Annotated in this window: 21 protein-coding genes; 13 read left to right on the top strand and 8 right to left on the bottom strand. The window is 66.8% G+C overall.

The genetic code is table 11. The annotated features are described in order from the left end of the window. Positions 1-80 precede the first annotated feature (80 nt). Positions 81-1,655 carry a methyl-accepting chemotaxis protein gene (locus ACFOLG_RS17115; protein WP_386094257.1) on the bottom strand — a complete coding sequence of 525 codons (1,575 nt, stop codon included), beginning with the start codon at positions 1,653-1,655 and terminating at the stop codon, positions 81-83. A 209-nt stretch (positions 1,656-1,864) separates the two neighbouring features. Between ACFOLG_RS17115 and ACFOLG_RS17110 the strand changes: the two genes are divergently transcribed. Then, complete coding sequence (locus tag ACFOLG_RS17110) at positions 1,865-2,860, top strand: 2-hydroxyacid dehydrogenase (RefSeq protein WP_386094254.1); 996 nt, start codon at positions 1,865-1,867, stop codon at positions 2,858-2,860. A gap of 42 nt (positions 2,861-2,902) precedes the next feature. On the opposite strand, the gene yaaA is transcribed toward ACFOLG_RS17110, so the two are convergent. Next, a complete protein-coding gene (yaaA, locus tag ACFOLG_RS17105) occupies positions 2,903-3,682 on the bottom strand; it encodes a peroxide stress protein YaaA (protein ID WP_386094251.1) in 780 nt (259 codons plus the stop codon). A 66-nt stretch (positions 3,683-3,748) separates the two neighbouring features. Here yaaA and dtd point away from each other — a divergent pair, with 66 nt between their 5' ends. Further along, positions 3,749-4,201 carry a D-aminoacyl-tRNA deacylase gene (gene dtd / locus ACFOLG_RS17100; protein ID WP_386094248.1) on the top strand — a complete coding sequence of 151 codons (453 nt, stop codon included), beginning with the start codon at positions 3,749-3,751 and terminating at the stop codon, positions 4,199-4,201. A gap of 90 nt (positions 4,202-4,291) precedes the next feature. Here dtd and ACFOLG_RS17095 read toward each other — a convergent pair whose 3' ends face one another. Further along, the gene (locus tag ACFOLG_RS17095) at positions 4,292-6,385 is read right to left on the bottom strand and encodes a LysM peptidoglycan-binding domain-containing protein (protein WP_386094245.1); all 2,094 of its coding nucleotides are present in this window, start codon (positions 6,383-6,385) and stop codon (positions 4,292-4,294) included. Positions 6,386-6,529: 144 nt separating this feature from the next. Beyond that, positions 6,530-7,303, bottom strand: a complete 774-nt coding sequence (gene gloB, locus ACFOLG_RS17090; RefSeq protein ID WP_386094242.1) for a hydroxyacylglutathione hydrolase — start codon at positions 7,301-7,303, stop codon at positions 6,530-6,532. A gap of 16 nt (positions 7,304-7,319) precedes the next feature. On the opposite strand from gloB, the gene ACFOLG_RS17085 reads away from it, so the two are divergent. From ACFOLG_RS17085 to ACFOLG_RS17040, 10 genes are all read left to right on the top strand, one after another. Then, positions 7,320-8,063 carry a class I SAM-dependent methyltransferase gene (locus ACFOLG_RS17085; protein ID WP_386094239.1) on the top strand — a complete coding sequence of 248 codons (744 nt, stop codon included), beginning with the start codon at positions 7,320-7,322 and terminating at the stop codon, positions 8,061-8,063. Further along, complete coding sequence (gene rnhA / locus ACFOLG_RS17080; RefSeq protein WP_386094236.1) at positions 8,056-8,499, top strand: ribonuclease HI; 444 nt, start codon at positions 8,056-8,058, stop codon at positions 8,497-8,499. The genes ACFOLG_RS17085 and rnhA overlap by 8 nt, the downstream gene beginning before the upstream one ends. Positions 8,500-8,523: 24 nt before the next feature. After that, complete coding sequence (gene dnaQ / locus ACFOLG_RS17075; protein WP_386094233.1) at positions 8,524-9,252, top strand: DNA polymerase III subunit epsilon; 729 nt, start codon at positions 8,524-8,526, stop codon at positions 9,250-9,252. Positions 9,253-9,263: 11 nt separating this feature from the next. Continuing rightward, positions 9,264-9,953 carry a 2-C-methyl-D-erythritol 4-phosphate cytidylyltransferase gene (gene ispD, locus ACFOLG_RS17070; RefSeq protein WP_386094230.1) on the top strand — a complete coding sequence of 230 codons (690 nt, stop codon included), beginning with the start codon at positions 9,264-9,266 and terminating at the stop codon, positions 9,951-9,953. Further along, entirely contained in the window at positions 9,950-10,438 is a 489-nt protein-coding gene (gene ispF, locus ACFOLG_RS17065; RefSeq protein WP_386094227.1) for a 2-C-methyl-D-erythritol 2,4-cyclodiphosphate synthase, read from the top strand. Before ispD ends, ispF begins: the two co-directional genes overlap by 4 nt. A gap of 66 nt (positions 10,439-10,504) precedes the next feature. Then, the gene (gene rpiA, locus ACFOLG_RS17060; protein ID WP_386094225.1) at positions 10,505-11,167 is read left to right on the top strand and encodes a ribose-5-phosphate isomerase RpiA; all 663 of its coding nucleotides are present in this window, start codon (positions 10,505-10,507) and stop codon (positions 11,165-11,167) included. A 252-nt stretch (positions 11,168-11,419) separates the two neighbouring features. Further along, positions 11,420-12,133 (top strand): phosphate signaling complex protein PhoU, encoded by a 714-nt coding sequence (phoU, locus tag ACFOLG_RS17055; RefSeq protein ID WP_386094222.1) that lies wholly within the window; start codon positions 11,420-11,422, stop codon positions 12,131-12,133. Positions 12,134-12,215: 82 nt separating this feature from the next. Then, the gene (gene ppx, locus ACFOLG_RS17050) at positions 12,216-13,709 is read left to right on the top strand and encodes an exopolyphosphatase (RefSeq protein ID WP_386094219.1); all 1,494 of its coding nucleotides are present in this window, start codon (positions 12,216-12,218) and stop codon (positions 13,707-13,709) included. A gap of 81 nt (positions 13,710-13,790) precedes the next feature. Beyond that, positions 13,791-14,858, top strand: a complete 1,068-nt coding sequence (corA, locus tag ACFOLG_RS17045; protein ID WP_386094216.1) for a magnesium/cobalt transporter CorA — start codon at positions 13,791-13,793, stop codon at positions 14,856-14,858. A 251-nt stretch (positions 14,859-15,109) separates the two neighbouring features. Beyond that, a complete protein-coding gene (locus tag ACFOLG_RS17040; RefSeq protein ID WP_386094214.1) occupies positions 15,110-17,467 on the top strand; it encodes a heavy metal translocating P-type ATPase in 2,358 nt (785 codons plus the stop codon). 75 nt (positions 17,468-17,542) lie between these two features. On the opposite strand, the gene ACFOLG_RS17035 is transcribed toward ACFOLG_RS17040, so the two are convergent. The 4 genes from ACFOLG_RS17035 to ACFOLG_RS17020 form a co-directional block, all read right to left on the bottom strand. Further along, on the bottom strand, positions 17,543-17,722 hold the full coding sequence (locus ACFOLG_RS17035) for a hypothetical protein (protein WP_386094211.1): 180 nt from the start codon (positions 17,720-17,722) through the stop codon (positions 17,543-17,545). Positions 17,723-17,762: 40 nt separating this feature from the next. Continuing rightward, positions 17,763-18,023: a translation initiation factor IF-1 gene (infA, locus tag ACFOLG_RS17030; RefSeq protein WP_386094208.1), complete on the bottom strand. Its 261-nt coding sequence runs from the start codon at positions 18,021-18,023 to the stop codon at positions 17,763-17,765. A gap of 238 nt (positions 18,024-18,261) precedes the next feature. Further along, positions 18,262-18,630, bottom strand: a complete 369-nt coding sequence (locus tag ACFOLG_RS17025; protein ID WP_386094205.1) for a hypothetical protein — start codon at positions 18,628-18,630, stop codon at positions 18,262-18,264. 109 nt (positions 18,631-18,739) lie between these two features. Further along, positions 18,740-19,351 (bottom strand): LysE/ArgO family amino acid transporter, encoded by a 612-nt coding sequence (locus ACFOLG_RS17020; RefSeq protein ID WP_386094202.1) that lies wholly within the window; start codon positions 19,349-19,351, stop codon positions 18,740-18,742. 131 nt (positions 19,352-19,482) lie between these two features. Between ACFOLG_RS17020 and ACFOLG_RS17015 the strand changes: the two genes are divergently transcribed. Continuing rightward, positions 19,483-19,926 (top strand): Lrp/AsnC family transcriptional regulator, encoded by a 444-nt coding sequence (locus ACFOLG_RS17015; protein ID WP_386094199.1) that lies wholly within the window; start codon positions 19,483-19,485, stop codon positions 19,924-19,926. Positions 19,927-20,019: the final 93 nt, after the last annotated feature.

Genomic DNA, 20,019 nt, shown 5'->3' with positions numbered 1-20,019 from the left:
AAAAGCCGCAAGTCCTCGGGACTTGCGGCTTTTTGCATTGCTTGGTCGGCAGCGCAGGCGGCCTGCGCCGCCCGCGTGCTTCAGCTGACTTCGAAGTGCCCGGCCAGCTGGGCCAGGTTGCAGGCCTGCCGTGCCAGTACGCGGATAGTCTGGTTGGCCGCATCGATATGCTGGTGCGACTCCTCGAACTGGGCGGCGATGTGCGTCATGCGCTCGGCGAGGTGGGTGGCGCTGACCGATTGCTGGGCATTGGCGCTGGCGATTTCCTGCATCATGCCGTTCACATTGCCTACGTCGCCGCGCACTGCGTGCAGCTGGCTGCTGGTGCGCTGCTGGGCTTCCAGCCCGGCGCGGGTCTGGCTGGTAATGCTGGCGATGGCGCCCACCGTGCTGTCCGCTGCGCCGCGCACGTTGGCGACCAGGGTGTTGATTTCATCGGTGCTGCTGCTGGTGCGTTCGGCCAGTTTGCGCACCTCGTCCGCCACCACGGCAAAACCGCGGCCGGATTCGCCGGCGCGCGCGGCCTCGATGGCGGCATTCAGCGCCAGCAGATTGGTCTGTTCGGCGATGTCATGAATGGTCTGCGTCACCACGGTAATGCCGGTGATGGCGGTGGTCAGTTCGGTAATCACTCCCTGCGTGCTTTCCACCGTGCCGGCGGCCGCGGCGCCGCGCTGGTGCGCGGTTTCCATCTCGGCGGCACCGTGCTGCAGCTGCTGCTGCGACTGCAGGCTCAAGGCGGCGGTTTCCGCCGCATTCTGCGAGACCTGTTCGATCGAGGCGGACAGCTCTTCGATCGATGCGCTCATCTGCAGCACGCTGCCGTTGGCCGCCGCCATGCGCTGGTGGATGTCGGCGATCGCGTGCTGCATGCGGTCGGTTTCGCCGGCGACTTCATGCGCGGTCAGTTGCACATCGTCCAGCATCACTTTCAGATGCACCTGCATATAGGCCAGCGCGGTTTCCAGCCGCCCCAGCTCGCCGGCGGCATCGATGTCCAGCGTATTGGTGAGTTTGCCTTCGGCGATATTGAAGCAGGCGCTCAGCAGGCGCCGCTGCTGCCGGCGGCGGCGCTGCTCCAGCCACAGCCAGCCGCTGCTGAGCGCGATGCTGCCGGCGGCCAATGTCCAGCCGGCGGAGCCGCCCAGCAGCACGCCGGCGCCGGCGGCCAGGCCGGTCATGCCAGCGGCGTACAGGGTCTGGAAGCGCGCCAGCAGCCGGCCGCGTGGCGCCGGTTTGCGCAGCGGGGCGCCTTGCAGTAGCTGCGGGTAGCTGGCTTCGGCCTGGCGGATGGCGTCGCGGGTGGCCGGCGCGCGCACCGACATATAGCCGCTGATCTGGCCCTTTTCCTTGATCGGCACCACGAAGGCATCCACCCAGTAGTGGTTGCCGTTCTTGCAGCGATTCTTCACCAGGCCGCGCCAGCAGTGGCCGTCCTTGATGGTGCGCCACAGGTCGTCGAACAGCACCGGCGGCATGTCCGGGTGGCGGACGATATTGTGGTTTTGCCCGAGCAGCTCATCCCGGCTGAAGCCGGAAATGGCGACGAAGGCATCGTTGGCATAGCTGACCGCCCCCTTGAGGTCGGTGCGGGTAACGATGATGCCCGATTCGAACGGGGTTTCCACGCCGCTTACCGGTAAATTCTTTTTCATGGTCTAGCCTGCTGACAGTGACAGCTGCGCATCATATCGACGGGGGCGGGGGCTGGCCTCTTATCCGTTTGATCGAAGTCAAGCTGCACTCATTCGTTAGTAGGCGCTTATAAATGGCGCCGATTTTGCCATGGCGGCACGCAGCGTTTGCCGCGCGGCGCTGGTGTATGCTGTTGCGTTTGCGGAACGAATTGCCAGGAGTTAACCGGATGAAGATCGCCGTTTTCGATACCAAACACTACGACCGGCTGGCGCTGGATGCGGCCAACCTGGTGGCGCAGCACCAGCTGCAGTATTTCGAGCCGCGCCTCGATGTCGCCACGGTGGAGCTGGCCGCCGGCTACGACGCGGTATGCCCGTTCGTCAACGACCGGCTGGGGGCCGCGGTGGTGGCCAGGTTGGCCGCACTCGGCGTCAAGCTGGTGCTGCTGCGCTGCGCCGGCTACAACGGCGTGGACCTGGCCGCCTGCGCCCGTCACGGCATCCGCGTGGCGCGGGTGCCGGCCTATTCGCCGCACGCGGTGGCCGAGCACGCCTTCGCGCTGCTGATGGCGGTGAACCGCCGCATCCACAAGGCCTATGTGCGGGTGCGGGAGATGGATTTCTCGCTGGACGGGCTGGTGGGCTTCGACCTGCATGGCAAGACCTTTGGCGCGATCGGTACCGGCCGCATCGGCGAAGCCGCCATCGCCATCGCCCGCGGCTTCGGCATGCGGGTGCTGGCCAGCGATGTGCAGCCGGATGCGGCGCTGGCGGCGCGGCTGGGGTTCAGTTACGTGCCGCAGGCGCAGCTGCTGGCCGAGGCCGACGTGGTGAGCCTGCACCTGCCGCTGCTGGCGCAGACGCGGCACCTGATCGACCAGTCGGCACTGGCGGCGATGAAGCCGGGTAGCGTACTGATCAATACCAGCCGCGGCGGCCTGGTGGACAGTGCCGCGCTGATCGAGGCGCTGAAAGCCGGTCATCTGGGCGGGGTCGGGCTGGATGTGTACGAGATGGAGGAGGGGGTGTTCTTCCAGAACCTGTCGGATACCGGGCTGCAGGACGACCAGCTGGCGCGGCTGCTGACCTTTCCCAATGTGCTGGTTACCTCGCACCAGGGCTTTCTCACCGCCGAGGCGCTGCACAATATCGCCAGCACCACGCTGGGCAATGCTACGGCGTTTGTGCAGCGGGGCGTGCCCGACAACGAGGTTCGCTTGTAGGCGCCAGGTTGGCCGCAGGTTTGCGGCCAACCTGGCAGGGGCTTACTGCGCCGCCGGGTCGCGGCGGAACACCCAGGTGTTTTCGCTGGAGGCGTCCGGCGCGAAGGCGTAGCCCTCGGCGTTGAAATCCAGCAGTGCCTGCGCATCGGCAATGCCGTGTTTCACCGCCCAGCGCGCCATCAGCCCGCGTGCGCGCTTGGCGTAGAAACTGATGATCTTGTACTGGCCGTTTTTCAGATCCTGGAACACCGGGGTGATCAGCCGGCCCTGTAGCTGCTTGGGTTTCACCGACTTGAAGTATTCGTCCGAGGCCAGGTTCACCAGCTGTGGAAACGCGTGCTGCGCCAGCAGGCGGTTGAGTTCGTCGGTGACGATGCTGCCCCAGAATTCATACAGGTTCCGGCCGCGCGGGTTGGCCAGCCGGGTGCCCATTTCCAGGCGGTACGCCTGCATCAGGTCCAGCGGGCGCAGCAGGCCGTACAGGCCGGACAGGATGCGCAGATGCTGCTGCAGCCACTGCAATTCCGGCTCGGACAGGCTGGCCGCGTCCAGCCCCGCGTAGACATCGCCCATGAAGGCCAGTACCGCCTGCTTGGCATTGGCCGGGGTGAAGTCCGGCGTCCAGTCGTGGTAGCGGCCAACGTTCAGGTCGGCCAGCGCCGGGCTGATGTCCATCAGCTGGCCCAGCTGCGCCGGGCTTTGCGTGCGCAGCACCTGGATCAGCGCCGCGCTGTGGGCGAGAAAATCCGGCTGGGTGAACTGCGCGGTGTGGGCGGGGGTCTCGTAGTCCAGCGTTTTGGCTGGCGAAACGACCATCAGCATGGCGAATCCTTGTCTGGGAGGTGGGCGCTCATTTTAGAATGTCGCGTCCAATGATGGGAGGGTGAAATGCGAGTTCTGGTGCAACGGGTGACACAGGCGTCGGTGACGGTGGCAGGGGAAGTGGTGGGCAGCATCGATGCCGGGCTGCTGTTGCTGGTGGGCGTGGAAGGCAGTGACGGCGACGACGACATCGGCTGGCTGGTACGCAAGATCAGCCAGCTGCGCATTTTCAACGATGCCGACGGGGTGATGAACCGCTCGGTGCTGGATGCCGGTGGCGATGTGCTGGCGGTCAGCCAGTTCACGCTGTTTGCCAGTATCAAGAAAGGCAACCGCCCTGGCTACAGCCGCGCGGCGCGGCCGGAGGTGTCGCAGCCGCTGTTCGAGCGCTTCGTGGGTGAACTGCAGGCCGCGCTGGACAAGCCGGTGCCCACCGGCGTGTTCGGTGCCGACATGCAGGTAGCGCTGGTGAATGATGGCCCGGTGACCATCTGGCTGGACAGCAAGGCGCCGGAGTAGGCCGCCGCGCGCGGAAGGTAGAAAGCACAAGGCCGCAGCATCTGCTGCGGCCTTGTTGCTGGGGCGGCCAGGCCGCGTGGGCTGCCGGGCTTACAGGCCATCGGCCTCCGCCAGCACGCGGACTTTCTGGCCGGGTTGCAGCCGGGTTAGCTGCTCCGGGTCGTTCCAGCGCAGGATGTCGGTGTGCGACACGCTGAATTTGCGGGCGATGCTGAACACGGTATCGCCGCGCTGCACCACGTAGTCGGTCGGCACCGGGCCGGCCGCCGGCTGGCGCACGCTATAGGACACGGTGCGCAACGGGCTGGCCGCACTGCTGGCCAGCGCGGTGGTGGGCTGCTGGCTGCTCAGCACTTTCAGGTTCTGCCCCAGCTTGATGGCGTTGTCGTCCAGGCCGTTGAGCTGTTTCAGATCGGTGACGGTCATGCCGTAGCGGCGCGAGATATTGAACAGGGTATCGCCGGCAGCCACGGTATGCAGGCCGGCGCTGGCGGTCACCACCCGGTCCGGGCTGGCCAGCAGCAGTTCGCGGCCAACGTTGCCGTCGTTGCGGGTAATGATGCGCACCGCTTCGCTACGTTCCGGCTTGCTGTTGTCGACGCGGATCACGACGCGCGGCGCTTCGCTGCGTACTTCCGGCTTGGCCTCGACTGCGCGAGGTGCTGGGCTGGCGGCGGCGAGCACGGTGCTGTTTGCCAGCATCTTGCCGTCGGCCGCGCTTACGGCCACGCTAGCGACCATGTTGGCCGCAGCCGTCTGCGGCTTGCTATCGGCTACCATCACCGCGCTTGCAACCGGTTTGACGGGGGGCACTACGGTGGCGATGGCAGTGACTGGCGGCTTGGCAGTTTCAGCCGGCTTGCTGTCGACGGCTACGCTTTGCGGCTTGCTGACCAGGTTGGCCGGCGTGACGCTGGCAACAGGCTGCACTGGGGCGGCGACTGTTGCCGGGGTCGGGGCGGCGTTGGCGGCGAAGGCGACCAGCGTGGCGGCCTCGCTGGCCGGGGCGGCGATATCGGTGGCGTCCAGCGCCGGCGCGGCATTGCCGTTGCCATGCAGCGCCACCAGTACCGGCCGGCCGGCCGGCAGGGTGTTGCTGGCCTTGAGATTGTTGGCGGTTATCAGCTCGTTCGGGTTCATCTCGAAACGGCTGGCCAGTTCGCTGGCGCTGGTGTCGCTATCCGGCACGTGTACCTGCCAGGTCAGCAGCGGCTTGTCCCACTTGGCCAGATTGGTCTCGAACTTGTGCAGCTTGTTTTCCGGCAGCAGCATCTGGCGGCCGTTCTTGTGCGCATACACCGGCAGGTTGAACGCCGGGTTGAGCTCCTTGAATTCGGCCACCGACATCTCGGCCAGCCGCGCGGCGATGTCGATGTTCATGTGGCGGCCGGTGGCCACGGCAACGAACGAGGGCTTGTTGGGCAGTGGTGCCAGCCGCAGACCGAACTTCTCCGGCTCCTGCAGCAGGTTGCGCACGGCCAGCAGCTTGGGCACGTAGTTGCGCGTTTCCTTCGGCATCTGGATGTTTTCGTAGCTTTCCACCTCGCCGCGGGCGCGGACCTTGGCGATGGCGCGCGACAGATTGCCTTCGCCCCAGTTGTAGGCGGCCAGCGCCAGGCTCCAGTCGCCGAACATGGTGTACAGGTTTTGCAGGTAATCCAGCGCGGCGCGGGTGGCTTCCACCACGTCGCGGCGGCCGTCATACCACCAAGTCTGTTCCAGCCCGTACTGGCGGCCGGTGGCCGGCATGAACTGCCACAGGCCGGCGGCGCCGACCTGCGACTGCGCGGTGGGCACAAAGGCGCTTTCCACTACCGGCAGCAGCGCGATCTCGGTGGGCATGCCGCGGCGTTCCACCTCGTTCATGATGAAGAACAGGTATTTGCGGCTGCGGTCGACGGTGCGGCGGAAATAATCGATGCGGGCGCTGAAAAAGCGCTCGTGCTGGCGTACCAGCTCCGGGTTGACCTCGCCCATCTGGAAGCCTTCGCGGGCGCGCTGCCACACGCTGTCGCCGTTGCGCAGCAGGCTGCTGTTGAGCAGCATCATGTCGAGGCCGGCGGCCAGGCCGTCGTCCACGCTGCGTTGCGGCGGGTTCAGACTGACATTGCTGCTGTTGGCGTGCGCCGGTGACAGCACGAATGCGAGGGAAACCGACAATGCGAGCGGGGTAAGCTTTTTCATGGACCTGAGCCTGTATTCCGTATCGGGCGATGCTAACACGCAAGGGCGGACAGTCAAACGCGAAACTTCACCTTAAAGCATGATTTTTCTGTGTTTTAGTCGATATTTATCGTTGGCAACGGCATTTGTCGGCAGGGGGTGAATTCATGCCGGCCGAAAGTGGTTTTTCCACTCGCGCAGTGTGGCAAAAATGGCCTCGCCATCGGCAAGGTCTTTACCGGCTTGCCGCTTGGCCGCCGCTGCTACCGCCTTGATTTCGGTACGCAAAAACGGATTGGTGGCCTTTTCCAGTGCCAGGCGGCTGGGCAAGGTTGGCCGCAGCGCGTGGCGGCTGGCCTGATCCTGCTGCCAGCGCGCCTGCAGCGCCGGATTGTCCGGCTCCACCGCCAGCGCGAACTGCAGGTTGGACAGGGTGTATTCGTGCGCCGGGTAGCACAGCGTGTCCTCCGGCAGCGCCGCCAGTTGCATCAGCGACTGGTGCAGCTGCGCCGGCGTGCCGTCGAACACGCGGCCGCAGCCGGCGCCGAACAGCGTGTCGCCGCAGAACAGGTGCTGGCCCCACAAGAAAGCCAGGTGATTGGCGGTATGGCCGGGCACCGCCAGCACGCTGGCCGGCTGGCCGAACGCCAGCAGTTCGCTGCCGGCCATCACCGGTTGATTGATGTGCGCCACCCCCGGCGGGCCGTAGATGTCCAGCTGCGGCCAACATGCCAGCAGCGCCGGCAGGCCGCCGATGTGGTCGGCGTGATGGTGGGTGACCCACACGGCATCAAGCTGCAAGCGGTGTTCATCCAGGAAGGCCTGCAGCGGTGCGGCATCGCCCGGATCGACGGCAATGGCGCGGGTAGTGTCGTGCAAAACCCAGATATAATTATCGGCAAAGGCACAAACCGGTGTGAGGCGAATAATGTCGGCCATGGGTTACCCCGAAACAATGGAAGCATTTGCTGACTGGCTGGCCAGCTCGGAACTGGGACAATACCTGCTATGCCGCGAGCAGGTGTTTTTCGACCGCGCGGTGGCCGATACGTTTGGCTTTCGCGCGGTTCAGGTCGGGCTCAGCGACTACGATTTCCTGGCCTGCAACCGCATTCCCTGGCATGGCTATGCCGGGCCGGAGGCGGGCGCGGACGTGATCTGCGACGCCGCCTTCCTGCCGTTCGACAGCCGCAGCCTGGACCTGCTGGTGCTGCCGCATGCGCTGGATTTTACCAGCGAGCCGCACCAGGTGCTGCGCGAGGCGGAGCGGGTGCTGGTGCCGGAAGGGCGGCTGGTGCTCACCGGTTTCAACCCGGCATCGCTGTGGGGCATCTGCCGGCTGCTGCGCGGCAAGCGCGATGCGCCGTGGAGCGGCAACTTCTTCACCCCGGCGCGTATCCGCGACTGGATGACGCTGCTGCAACTGGAGCCCACCGGCAGCGCCTTCATGGCATACTCGCCGCCTTTCGCGCGCGGCGACTGGCTGGCGCGCTGGCAATTCATGGACAGCATCGGCGAGCGCGGCTGGCCGCTGCTGGCCGGCGTGTACGGCATTGAGGCCGTCAAGCGCCAGCGCGGCATGCGCCTGATCATGCCCAACTGGAAGCCGGCCAAGGCCGGCAGCGGCCTGATGGTGGCCGGCGGCAACGAGCGCCATCCCGTTAAACAATCTGTGCAGGACGAGATACCACATGGCTGACGACACTATCGTCGAGATCTACCCGGACGGCGCCTGCAAGGGCAACCCCGGCCCCGGCGGCTGGGGCGTGCTGCTGCGCTACCAGGGCAAGGAAAAGGAAATGTTCGGCGGCGAGCGCAACACCACCAACAACCGCATGGAACTCACCGCGGTGATCCGCGGCCTGGAAGTGCTGAAGCGCCCGTGCCGCATCGTGGTGCACACCGACTCGCAGTACGTGCAAAAAGGCATCAGCGAGTGGATTCACGGCTGGAAGAAGCGCGGCTGGATCACCAGCAACAAGGAGCCGGTGAAGAACGCCGACCTGTGGCAGCAGCTGGACGAGCTGCGTAACCGGCACCAGGTGGACTGGCGCTGGGTGAAGGGCCATGCCGGCCACGAATTCAACGAACGCGCCGACCAGCTGGCCAATGCCGGCGTCGCCAGCCTGCGCTGATGCGGCCAACCTTGTAGAACAGTTATGCGCCAGATCATTCTCGATACCGAAACCACCGGCCTGGACCCGAACCAGGGCCACCGCATCATCGAATTCGCCGGCCTGGAAATGGTGAACCGCAAGCTCACCGGCCGCCACCTGCACCTGTACATGCATCCGGAGCGCGACATCGATCCGGACGCCGAGCGCGTGCACGGCATCTCGCTGGATTTCCTCGCCGACAAGCCCAAGTTCCGCGACGTGGCCGCCGAGCTGTGCGAGTTCATCGACGATGCCGAGCTGATCATCCACAACGCGCCGTTCGACGTCGGCTTCCTCAACGCCGAGTTCAACCGCCTGGGCCTGCCGCTGGTGAACAAGCAGTGCGCGGCGGTGACCGACACGCTGGCGATGGCGCGCGACACCTTTCCCGGCAAGCGCAACAGCCTGGACGCGCTGTGCGACCGCTTCGAGATCGACCGCAGCAATCGTACCTTCCACGGCGCGCTGATCGACTGCGAACTGCTGGCCGAGGTCTACCTGTGGATGACCCGCGGCCAGGAAAGCCTGATGATGGACATCGGCTACGGCGACGCCGCCGATGGCAGCGGCGGGCAGGGCTACCGCTTCGAGCGCCAGCCGCTGACCGTGCTGGCCGCCTCGGCCGAGGAGCTGGCCGCGCATCAGGACTACCTCGATACCCTAGATAAAAGCGTCAAGGGCAGCTGCCTGTGGCGCAGCATCGAAAACCCGCCCAGCGAGCAGCCGGCTTGAGCGCAGCCAACATGCCCCGACGCATCGCGCTGGTACCGGCGGCCGGCCACGGCAGCCGCTTCGGCTCGGCCACGCCCAAGCAATACCTGGACATCGGCGGCCAACCTTTGCTGGCGCACACGCTGGTGGTGCTGGCGGCCCACCCTGCCATCGACCAGGTGGCGGTGGTGATCTCGCCGGGCGATGAATGGTTCGACAGCTTCGACTGGCCGCTGCCCAAGCTGATGGTGCTGCGCGTCGGCGGCGCCAGCCGTGCCGAAAGCGTGGCCAATGGCCTGGCGGCGCTGGCGCCGGCAGCAGACGACTGGCTGCTGGTGCACGATGCCGCGCGCTGCTGCCTGTCGCCGCAGGCGCTGGCGCGGCTGCTCGCCGATATCGGCGACGACGCGGTGGGCGGCATCCTGGCGCAGCCGGTGGCCGACACCGTGAAGCAGGGCGATGCCGCCGCGCGCATCGCCGCCACCGTGCCGCGTGACGGGCTGTGGCTGGCGCAGACGCCGCAGATGTTCCGCGCCGGCCTGCTGGCCGCGGCGCTGGCCGATGCGGCCAACCCGGCGATTACCGACGAAGCCTCCGCCATCGAACTGCTGGGCCACGCACCGCGGCTGGTGCTGGGCGAAGCGCAGAATTTCAAAGTGACCTGGCCGGACGATCTGGCGCTGGCGGCGGCCATTCTGGCGGCAAGAAAGGAGCAAGCATGACCCCGTTTCGCATTGGCCAGGGCTACGACGTGCATCGCCTGGTGGAGGGGCGGCCGCTGATCCTGGGCGGGGTGACCATCCCGCACGACAAGGGCCTGCTCGGGCATTCCGATGCCGACGCGTTGCTGCACGCCATTACCGACGCGCTGCTGGGCGCCGCGGCGCTGGGCGACATCGGCCGCCATTTTCCGGACACCGATCCCACCTTCAAGGGCGCCGACAGCGGCGTGCTGCTGCAGGAAGCGATGCGCCGCGTGCGCGCCGCCGGCTGGCAGCTGCTGAACGTGGACAGCACCATCATTGCGCAGCAGCCCAAGCTGGCGCCGCACATCGACGCCATCCGCGCGCGCATCGCCGCGCTGCTGGACATCGAGATCGGCTGCGTCAACGTCAAGGGCAAGACCAACGAGAAGCTGGGCTACCTCGGCCGTGCCGAGGCGATAGAAACCCAGGCGGTATGCCTGCTGGTGCCTATTGCCGGCTAGGCCTGGCGGCAACGTTGGCCGCAGCAAATTCATAACACCAAACACCTGAAAACCGCGGAGCGAATCATGGACCAGAACCAGCTGAAACAGCAGGTGGCGCAGGCCGCCATCAAGTTTGTACCGGAAGACTGCATCGTCGGTGTCGGCACCGGCAGCACCGTCAATTTCTTCATCGACGAGCTGGCCAAGATCAAGGGCCGCATCAAGGGCGCGGTGTCCAGCTCCGAGGCCAGCAGCCAGCGGCTGAAACAGCTCGGCATCGCGGTGCTGGACCTGAACAGCGTCGGCCCGGACGAAGTGCCGGTGTACGTGGACGGCGCCGACGAGGTGAACCACCAGCTGCACATGATCAAGGGCGGCGGCGCGGCGCTGACGCGCGAGAAGATCGTGGCCGCGGTGGCGCAGCAGTTCATCTGCATCGCCGATGCCAGCAAGTATGTGACGATCATGGGCAACTTCCCGCTGCCGGTGGAGGTGATCCCGATGGCGCGCAGCCACGTGGCACGCGAGCTGGTGAAGCTGGGCGGCCAGCCGGAATGGCGCATGGGCGTCACCACCGACAACGGCAACATCATCCTCGACGTGCACGGCCTGCAGATTGCCGAGCCGGTGAAGCTGGAGCAGCAGATCAACCAGATCGTGGGCGTGGTGACCAACGGCCTGTTCGCCGCGCGCCGCGCCGACGTGCTGCTGCTGGGCACGCCGGACGGGGTGAAGGAATACCGCTAAGCCGCGTCGCCGTCGCGCTGTGGAATGCTGTCTACCTGCGCGGGTAGGCAGCATTTTTTCATGGCCGCATGGCGCTGGCCGGCTGTGGCGGTTGTCATGGTTCAAGGCCGGACGCGTGGGATGGACAGTGCGTTGCGGCCAACCTTGGGGGGCCAGCCGGCACGGGCGTCGGAATTGCGGGAGTTGCAATCTGCCTGTCACAAAGCTGGGTTACGCTACGTCGTTACGTCGAAATTCTGACCGAGGTCTGACATGCCCGAACATCTTTCCAAACAGTATGACCTGGAGCTCGAAACCATCCGCACCCGCGTGCTGCAGATGGGCGGGCTGGTAGAGCAGCAGATCCGCGCCGCGATGGACGCCTTGCAAGAGGGCGACGTGGCGCGCCTGGAGCGGGTGATCGCCGACGACGCCAAGGTCAATGCGCTGGAAGTGCAGATCGACGAAGACTGCCAGCACATCATCGTGCGCCGCCAGCCGGCGGCCAGCGACCTGCGCATGGTGGTGACGGTGATCAAGACCATTACCGACCTGGAGCGCATCGGCGACGAGGCGCAGAAGATCGCCCGCGTTGGCCGCGACCTGTGCCAGGGTTCGCGCATGCCGGCACCGCGCTTCCGCGAGGCCGCCAAGATGGCGGACACCGCCATCGCCATGCTGCATCGCGCGCTGGACGCCTTTGCCCGCCTGGACCCGACCGCCGCGGTGGAGCTGGCGGAGGAAGACGTGCTGCTGGACCAGGATTACTCGTCCGAGCTGCGCGCGCAGATCACCTTCATGATGGAAGACCCGCGCACCATCAGCACCTCCATCGACACCCTGTTCCTGTGCAAGGCCATCGAGCGCATCGGCGATCACGCCAAGAACATCTCGGAATACGTGGTGTACCTGGTGAAGGGCAAGGACATCCGCCACACCACGCTGGAAGAAAAGAAGCGCGAATCGCTGGGCGATGCCGCCCAATAAGCGTGCACCACTCCATCGAACGGCGGTAACATTGTTACCGCCGTTTTTTTATTCAACCAATCTCCGACAAGGGGTGAGCTTTTTGAGTACCGTCACGCCCCCGTTTGACGTGCTGGCTACCGTGGACATGGGTTCCAACAGCTTCCGGCTGCAGATTTCCCGTGTGGTAGATGACCAGCTGTATACCCTGGATTCCCTGAAAGAAACCGTGCGCCTGGGCGGCGGTTTGCAAGAAGACAAGACCCTGGACGAAGAAACGCTGGGCCGCGCGCTGGGCTGCATGGCGCGTTTCGGCGAGCGGCTGCGCGGGCTGGACCCGAAGCAGGTGCGCGTGGTGGGCACCAACACGCTGCGTGTGGCGCGCAATGCGCCGGCGTTCATCGTCGAGGCCGAGCGCCTGCTGGGCTTCCCGATCGAGATCATCGCCGGCCGCGAAGAGGCGCGCCTGATCTACCTCGGCGCCGCGCACACGCTGCCGGCCACCAAGGAGCGCCGGCTGGTGGTGGACATCGGCGGCGGTTCCACCGAGTTCATCATCGGCAGCCAGTACAAGGCACAGGTGACCGAGAGCCTGCCGCTGGGCTGCGTCACCTTCAGCAAGCGCTTCTTCGTCGACGGCAAGATCAGCAAGAGTGCGTTCCGCGACGCCGAGTTGGCCGCACGCAACGAGATCCAGCGCATTGCCCACCAGTACCCGACCAGCGAATGGCAGCTGGCGGTGGGTACCTCCGGCACCGCGCGCTCGCTGCGCGACATCATGGAAATCAACGACTGGTTCGGCGGCGAGATCACCCTGGCCGGCATGAAGCGGCTGCGCGAGGCGCTGCTGCGTTGCGGCGACATCCGCAACATCGACCTCAACGGCCTGAAGGCCGACCGCGCGCCGGTGCTGCCGGGCGGGCTGGCGATCATGATCGCGGTGTTTGAATCGCTGGCGGTGGAGCGCATGATCGTTACCGACGGTGCACTGCGCGACGGCGTGCTGTACGACCTGCTCGGTCGCCAGCGGGAGAAGGACATGCGGGATTCCACCATTGCCCAGTTCAAGCGCCGTTATCACGTCGATACCGCGCAGTCCGAGCGGGTAACCCGCCTAGCCGAGCGGCTGTACCGCATGGTGGCCGGCGAACCGCTGGACGAGGACATGCTCAAGCGGGTGATCTGGGCGGCGCGGGTGCACGAGATCGGCCTGTCCATCGCGCACACCGCCTACCACAAGCACTCCGCCTACATCCTCAGCAATGCCGACATGCCGGGCTTCTCGCGCCGCGAGCAGAGCCAGCTGGCCACCATCGTGCTGGGCCATCGCGGCGACATGGGCAAGATGCTGAAGGAGGTGGGCGACGAGACGCTGTGGCCGGCGGTGCTGGCGCTGCGCCTGGCGGCGCTGTTCTGCCGCAGCCGCAACCCGGTGGAAGTCGAGGCCATCCACGGCCTGCGTCGCACCCTCAACGGCTACGCGCTGACGGTGGGCAAGAGCTGGCTGGCGGCCAACCCGCTGACCACCGCGGCGTTCAAGCAGGAAATCGGCCAGTGGCGCGACATCGGCGTGGCACTGGAAATGCGCGGCGAATAAGCCCGGCCAGGCGGCCGCCTTGGCCGCCGGGTACCGGCCGTGTGCAGCAACTGCCACGGCCGTTTGTCTGTGTGGAGCCGTATGCGTCATCCCCAACTGAAACCGCGTTTTCCCACCCTGGGCGAGCCGCCGGGCACGCTGCTGCCGGCAGGCGATGCCCCGGCGCTGGCCAGCCGCATCTCGCTGATCGAATACAACGCCGCCGAGTGCCGCGAGACGGTGTTCGCCACGCCGGAAGAAGGGCTGGCCTACCGGCCGCAGCTGCCGGTGCTGTGGCTGAACGTGTACGGCCTGACCGACCCGGCGCTGATGCAGGCGATCGGCCAGCGCTTCGGCCTGCACCCGCTGGTGCTGGAAGACATCCTCAACAGCCGGCAGCGCCCCAAGGTGGACGACTACGGCAGCTACCTGTTCATCGCCACCCGGGTGTACCGCTACCAGCCGGACAGCCAGCGCCTGCAGCACGACCAGGTGTATCTGGTGATCGGTCAGGGCTTCGTGCTGAGCTTCCAGACCCAGCCGCTGGGCGTGTTCACCGCGCTGCGCGAGCGGCTGCAGCAGGGCCGCGGCCAACTGCGGCAGCAGGGCGCCGACTACCTGGCCTACGGCCTGCTGGACGCCATCATCGACGACTACTTCGGCGTCATCGACCAGTTCAACGCCAATGTGGAGCAGCTGGACAAGCAGGTGTTGTCCGGCCACGACCGCTTCATCCTGGCGCGCATCCAGCGCCAGAAGCAGGAGGCGATGCGCCTGCGGCGGGCGCTGGTGCCGCTGCGCGAGGTGCTGAACGTGCTGACCCGCGGCGAGCACGTGTTCTTCCAGCCCGGCACGCTGCTGTACCTGCGCGATGCCTTCGACCACACCCTGCACCTGATCGAATCGCTGGAAACCGCGCGCGAGGTGATCTCCGGCATGCTGGAGCTGTACATGTCGGCGCAATCCAACCGCCTCAACGTGCAGATGCGGGTGCTGACGGTGATCACCATCATCTTCATGCCGCTGACGCTGATCGCTGGCATCTACGGGATGAACTTCGACAATATGCCGGAGCTGCACTGGCGCTACGGCTACTTCGGCGTGATGGCCGGCATGGCGCTGATCGCGCTGCTGCTGGGCTTCGTCTTCTGGCGCCGGCGCTGGCTGTAAGGTTGGCCGCAACAGGCGCGGCCTGCCGCTTGCGGCCAACCTGGTGAGCCCTGTGCCTGGCTGAGGAGTGCAGGGCGCGGCAGCGGGCAAGTGCCGTGGCCGGGCGACGGCGCAGGCGCAGGCGGCAACGCGGTGCGCAAAGCAGTGCCGCGCCGCGTGGCCGGGCAGCTGCTGACAGGTGACAGAATACGGCTTTGCTATATACCCTGCAGGGGTATATTATGAGGCTGTATCCCTCGCCGGAAATCGCCATGAATCAGCAAACCATCACCCTGCCCGTCAGTGGCATGACCTGCGCCGCCTGTGCGCAGCGCATCGAAAAAGTGCTGGACCGCCTGCCGGGCGTCAGCGCCAGCGTCAGCTTCGCCAGCGAATCCGCCCGCATCGACTTCGACCCGGCGCAGCAGGATGTCGCCGCCTTGCGCGCCGCCATCGGCAAGGCCGGCTTCGCGGTGCCGGAGGCCAGCCTGCAACTGGCCATCAGCGGCATGACCTGCGTCGCCTGCGCGCAGCGCATCGAGAAAGTGCTGAACCGCCTGCCGGGCGTGGCGGCCAGCGTCAACTTCGCCACCGAGACCGCCAGCGTGCGCTTTGCCGCCGGCAGCCTGCAGCCGGACGCGCTGATCGCCGCGGTGCGCCGCGCCGGCTACGACGCTACGCTGCAAAGCGACGACAGTGCCGAGCGCGAGCAGACGGCGCAGCGGCAGTACCACCGCGAGCTGGCCTGGTTCGGCCTGTCGCTGCTGCTGACGCTGCCGTTCGCCGGCGAGATGTGGATGATGGCCAGCGGCGGTGGCCACCACGGCTGGCTGCCGCGTGCCTGGCAGCTGGCACTGGCCACCCCGGTGCAGCTGCTGGTGGGCTGGCGCTTCTACCGCGGCGCCTATCTGGCGCTGCGCGGCGGCGGCGCCAATATGGATGTGCTGGTGGCGCTGGGCACCAGCATGGCCTGGCTGTGGTCGGCATGGGTCACCGTGGCCGGGCGCCACGATTTGTATGTCTATTTTGAAGCCAGCGCGGTGATCATCACCCTGGTGCTGCTGGGCAAGCTGCTGGAGGCGCGCGCCAAGCGCCGCACCGCCGGCGCCATCGAAAGCCTGCTGGCGCTGTCGCCCAAGACCGCGCGGGTGGAGCGCGACGGCCAGCTGCTGGAGCTGCCGATCGCCCAGCTGCAGGCGGACGACCTGGTGATCGTGCGCCACGGCGAGCGGCTGGCGGTGGATGGCGAAGTCGAGGCCGGCAATGCGGTGCTGGACGAAAGCCTGCTCACCGGCGAGAGCCTGCCGGTGGAGCGCACCGTCGGCGACCGCGTCTACGCCGGCACCCAGAACAGCGGCGGCATGCTGAAAGTGCGCGCCCGCGGCGTGGGCAGCCACACGCAGCTGGCCGCCATCGTGCGCGCGGTGGCCGAGGCGCAGGGCAGCAAGGCGCCGATCCAGGCGCTGGCGGACAGGATTTCCGCGGTGTTCGTGCCGGCGGTGCTGCTCATCGCGCTGGCGACGCTGTTGCTGAGCGCCTGGCTGCTGGGCGACTGGCCGCGCGCCTTCATCCATGCGGTGGCAGTGCTGGTGATCGCCTGCCCGTGCGCGCTGGGGCTGGCCACCCCGACCGCGGTGATGGTGGGCATGGGCAACGGCGCGCGGCGCGGGGTGCTGTTCCGCAACGCCACCGCGCTGCAGCACGCGGCGGCGCTGGATCTGCTGGTGGTGGACAAGACCGGCACGCTGACGGTGGGCAAGCCGCAGCTGACCGACATCGTGCCGCTGGCCGCCGGCGACGACGCGCAGTGGCTGGGCTGGGCTGCGGCGCTGGAGCAGGGCGCCGAGCATCCGCTGGCGCAGGCCATCCTCGCCGCCGCCAGCGCGCGGCAGCTGCCGCTGGCGACGGTAGAGGCATTCGAGGCCACCATCGGCAAGGGGGTGGCAGCCACGCTGCCGGGCGTGGGCCGGCTGCAGCTGGGCACGCCGGACTGGGTGCTGGGTACGGTGCCGGCGGCGGCGCAGCCTTTGTATGCGCAGGGCAAGACGGTGCTGGCGCTGGCACGCGACGGTGAGGCGCAGGCGCTGCTGGCGCTGGCCGACCAGCTGCGGCCAACCTCGCCGCAGGCGGTGCAGACCCTGGCGGCGCTGGGGGTGAAGGTGGCGATGCTCACCGGCGACAAGCCGGAAACCGCCGCCACCATCGCGCAGCAGGCCGGCATCGCCGAAGTGCATGCCGGGCAGAGCCCGCAGGACAAGGCGGCGCAGATCCGCCAGTGGCAGGCACTGGGCCTGCGCGTGGCGATGGTGGGCGATGGCATCAACGATGCGCCGGCGCTGGCGGCGGCCGATGTCAGCTTCGCCATGGGCGCCGGTGCCGACGTGGCGATCGAGGCGGCGGATGTGACGCTGATGCACGGCGACCTGCTGCACCTGGCCGACGCCGTGCGCCTGTCGCGCGCCACCATGCGCAAGATTCGCCAGAACCTGTTTTTCGCCTTCGTCTACAACGTGCTGGGCATTCCGTTGGCGGCGCTGGGACTGCTCAACCCGGTGCTGGCCGGCGCGGCGATGGCGGCCAGCTCGGTGTCGGTGGTCAGCAATTCGTTGCTGCTACGCCGCTGGCGCTGATGCGGCCAACGTTGGCCGCATCCGGAAAAGCAAAAACCCGCCGAAAGGCGGGTTTTGTTTTGTGACTGCCGGTGCTTATGCTGCGGTGACGCAGGCTTCGCCCTGGTAGCTGGCGCTTTCGATGCCGAACGCCGAGCGGAAGGTCACCATGAAGCGGCGGCCGATTTGCTGGATGGACAGTACTTCAAACGCGATAGTCGAATTGTCGATTTGCTGGGTGATGCGATCACCCTGTTTCAGTTCTTTGATTTTCATTGGGTCATTCCTTGCGGCGCACCCGAGGACGAGCTGCCGATTAATGGCGGCGCTTCACAGGCGGCGCAGATTCTATTTTTGCAGTGGGGTGGCGGAAGTTGATACGCCCCTTGGTGAGATCGTAGGGCGACATTTCCACCGTGACTCGGTCGCCAACCAGCACGCGGATGCGGTGCAGTTTCATCTTGCCCGAGCCATAGGCCAGAATCTCCACGTTGTTATCGAGCCGGACGCGAAAACGCGACTCCGGCAGCATCTCGATGACAACACCTTGCAGTTCGATCATGTCTTCTTTGGACATGGCAGCTCCAATCTTGAAATGGTAGGCAGCCACGTGCAGCGCTAAGCGCCCGGACATGGCAGGTTGCTTCGTAAACCTGAGCGGAAATTGCTGTGCGAGCTGACAGCAGTTAAGGCAAGGCAGGCGGCAGTGAGCGTGCCGCCAGAGAAGAGTCGGCCGCCAGTATGCGGCTAAATGCTTGATTTGTCAAAAATTGCCGATAATTCCTGGCCGGCGCAGTCCGGCGCCGGCGGCGCGCTCATACCAGCAGCGAGACGATGGAACCCACCGTGGCGGCGGCGGCCACCCACTTGCCGGCGGTGAAATAGGTGTTTTCCGGCTTGACCGGCAGCTCCTCGGGCGCCAGCGGTTCCGGCAGGCCCAGCGCGCCGTAGGTAAAGGATTTGATCGGCGACGGCGTCGTTCCGTCGTTTGCCCCGTCCGCCGTGCCGCCGGCGGCATCGGTCGCGCCAGGGTTGGCCGCATCCGGGCGCTGCTGCAGTGTCACGATGGTGGACGGCGATTCGCTGGCGGCAGGCTGGCTGTCGTCGCCATTGGCCGCCGGCCGTGGCTGGCTGGTGGCCGGGGTGGGGTAGGGTATCGCGCTGGTGCTGCTGCGGATTTCCATATCGGGCTCGCGGAATGAGTTGGGCTTGCAGGCGGTTTATCGGCTGTCATGCCCATAGCTTTAGCAGGTAGCCGCATGTTAGCGGTAATTGCCTTCCGAACGCCACTGTTCACCCCAGCACGCGCCAGGCCAACAGGCCGGCAAAGCCGATCAGCAGCACGCCGCAGGCACGGTCCACCCAGCGGCGGCCGCGCAGGCCCAGCCGCGCCAGCAGACGGCCGCCGCCATAGGCCAGCAGCAGCCACCACAGCGCCGAGCCGCAGAACACGCCCAGCACCATCAGCAGCGCCTGGCCGCCGCCGGGGGCGCGGCCGCCGGCCAGGCCGGCAAACACCGCGATGAACGACAGAATGGTCATCGGGTTGCTCAGCGTCAGCGCCAGTGCGCTGCTGTAGGCGGTGAGCAGGCTGCCGCCGTCGCGGGTGTTGGCCGCATGATCGGCCGGCGGCCGGCGCAGGGTGGCCACGCCCAGCTGCAGCAGCAGTGCGCTGCCGGCCAGCGCCAGCGGCGTGGCCAGCGCGGTGAGCCAGCCGATCAGCACCCCCATGCCGGCGGCACCCAGGCTGGCGTACAGCGCATCGGCGGTGGCGGCGCCCAGCCCGGTGGCCAGCCCGCGCGCCGGGCCGTGGTGCAGTGTGCGCTCGATGCACAGCAGGCCGATCGGCCCCACCGGCGCGGCAATCGCCAGCCCGATGGCGACGGCCTCCATGAATACGGTCATTGTCTGCTCCTGACAGCGGTTGGCATGCCCGCTAGTGTGCCGGTGACGCGGGCGGCCAACCATGCCATGCTGGCGGCGGCAACGCATATTGAGTTGCCGATTTCAGGCGAAATCCTATTTGGACCTTACGAATGGAAATAGACGCTAAATCCTGGGCCATTCTGACCGCGCTGCAGGCGAATGCGCGGCAGTCGCTGACCGAGCTGGCGCAGGTGGTGGGACTGTCGGTGCCGGCGGTATCGGAGCGGGTCAAGCGGCTGGAGGAGGCCGGGGTGATACGCGGCTACCACGCGCTGGTGGCGCCGCTGAAAACCGGCTACGCGCTGGCGGCGCTGGTGGGCATCACCGTGCCGCAGCCGGCCAAGAAAACCCTGCTCGACCGCCTGGCCGCCATGCCGGAGGTGCAGGAATGCCACCACGTCACCGGCAACGATTCCTATGTTTTCCGCCTGCTGGCGCGCGATGTCTCGCACCTGGAGCTGCTGGTGTCGCGGCTGAACGATCTGGGCGAAACGCGTACCAGCATCATCCTGTCCACGCCGATCAGCCAGCGGCCGGTACTGCCGCCGCGCTAGCCGGTGGGGGGCGCCGCGGCGCGGCCCGGTTGTCTGGGCTGGACGGTGGGCGTTGGCGCACAGGCTGGCCGCCAACTGGCCGTCGCCTGCTCG

Origin of the sequence: Vogesella facilis, from assembly GCF_042648525.1 — a bacterium.
GTDB classification, from domain to species: Bacteria; Pseudomonadota; Gammaproteobacteria; order Burkholderiales; family Chromobacteriaceae; genus Vogesella; species Vogesella facilis.
This window is presented reverse-complemented; position numbering and strand designations above follow the sequence as displayed.

Bases quoted from the DNA above. Each gene is read 5' to 3' on its own strand.
- rnhA (WP_386094236.1), top strand. From the start codon at position 8,056: ATGGCTGACGACACTATCGTCGAGATCTACCCGGACGGCGCCTGCAAG.
- ispD (WP_386094230.1), top strand. From the start codon at position 9,264: ATGCCCCGACGCATCGCGCTGGTACCGGCGGCCGGCCACGGCAGCCGC.
- ACFOLG_RS17035 (WP_386094211.1), bottom strand. From the start codon at position 17,722: ATGAAAATCAAAGAACTGAAACAGGGTGATCGCATCACCCAGCAAATC.
- ispF (WP_386094227.1), top strand. From the start codon at position 9,950: ATGACCCCGTTTCGCATTGGCCAGGGCTACGACGTGCATCGCCTGGTG.
- ACFOLG_RS17025 (WP_386094205.1), bottom strand. From the start codon at position 18,630: ATGGAAATCCGCAGCAGCACCAGCGCGATACCCTACCCCACCCCGGCC.
- corA (WP_386094216.1), top strand. From the start codon at position 13,791: ATGCGTCATCCCCAACTGAAACCGCGTTTTCCCACCCTGGGCGAGCCG.
- ACFOLG_RS17040 (WP_386094214.1), top strand. From the start codon at position 15,110: ATGAATCAGCAAACCATCACCCTGCCCGTCAGTGGCATGACCTGCGCC.
- phoU (WP_386094222.1), top strand. From the start codon at position 11,420: ATGCCCGAACATCTTTCCAAACAGTATGACCTGGAGCTCGAAACCATC.
- ACFOLG_RS17085 (WP_386094239.1), top strand. From the start codon at position 7,320: ATGGAAGCATTTGCTGACTGGCTGGCCAGCTCGGAACTGGGACAATAC.
- infA (WP_386094208.1), bottom strand. From the start codon at position 18,023: ATGTCCAAAGAAGACATGATCGAACTGCAAGGTGTTGTCATCGAGATG.
- yaaA (WP_386094251.1), bottom strand. From the start codon at position 3,682: ATGCTGATGGTCGTTTCGCCAGCCAAAACGCTGGACTACGAGACCCCC.
- dnaQ (WP_386094233.1), top strand. From the start codon at position 8,524: ATGCGCCAGATCATTCTCGATACCGAAACCACCGGCCTGGACCCGAAC.
- ACFOLG_RS17110 (WP_386094254.1), top strand. From the start codon at position 1,865: ATGAAGATCGCCGTTTTCGATACCAAACACTACGACCGGCTGGCGCTG.
- ACFOLG_RS17020 (WP_386094202.1), bottom strand. From the start codon at position 19,351: ATGACCGTATTCATGGAGGCCGTCGCCATCGGGCTGGCGATTGCCGCG.
- gloB (WP_386094242.1), bottom strand. From the start codon at position 7,303: ATGGCCGACATTATTCGCCTCACACCGGTTTGTGCCTTTGCCGATAAT.
- rpiA (WP_386094225.1), top strand. From the start codon at position 10,505: ATGGACCAGAACCAGCTGAAACAGCAGGTGGCGCAGGCCGCCATCAAG.
- ACFOLG_RS17095 (WP_386094245.1), bottom strand. From the start codon at position 6,385: ATGAAAAAGCTTACCCCGCTCGCATTGTCGGTTTCCCTCGCATTCGTG.
- ACFOLG_RS17115 (WP_386094257.1), bottom strand. From the start codon at position 1,655: ATGAAAAAGAATTTACCGGTAAGCGGCGTGGAAACCCCGTTCGAATCG.
- ACFOLG_RS17015 (WP_386094199.1), top strand. From the start codon at position 19,483: ATGGAAATAGACGCTAAATCCTGGGCCATTCTGACCGCGCTGCAGGCG.
- dtd (WP_386094248.1), top strand. From the start codon at position 3,749: ATGCGAGTTCTGGTGCAACGGGTGACACAGGCGTCGGTGACGGTGGCA.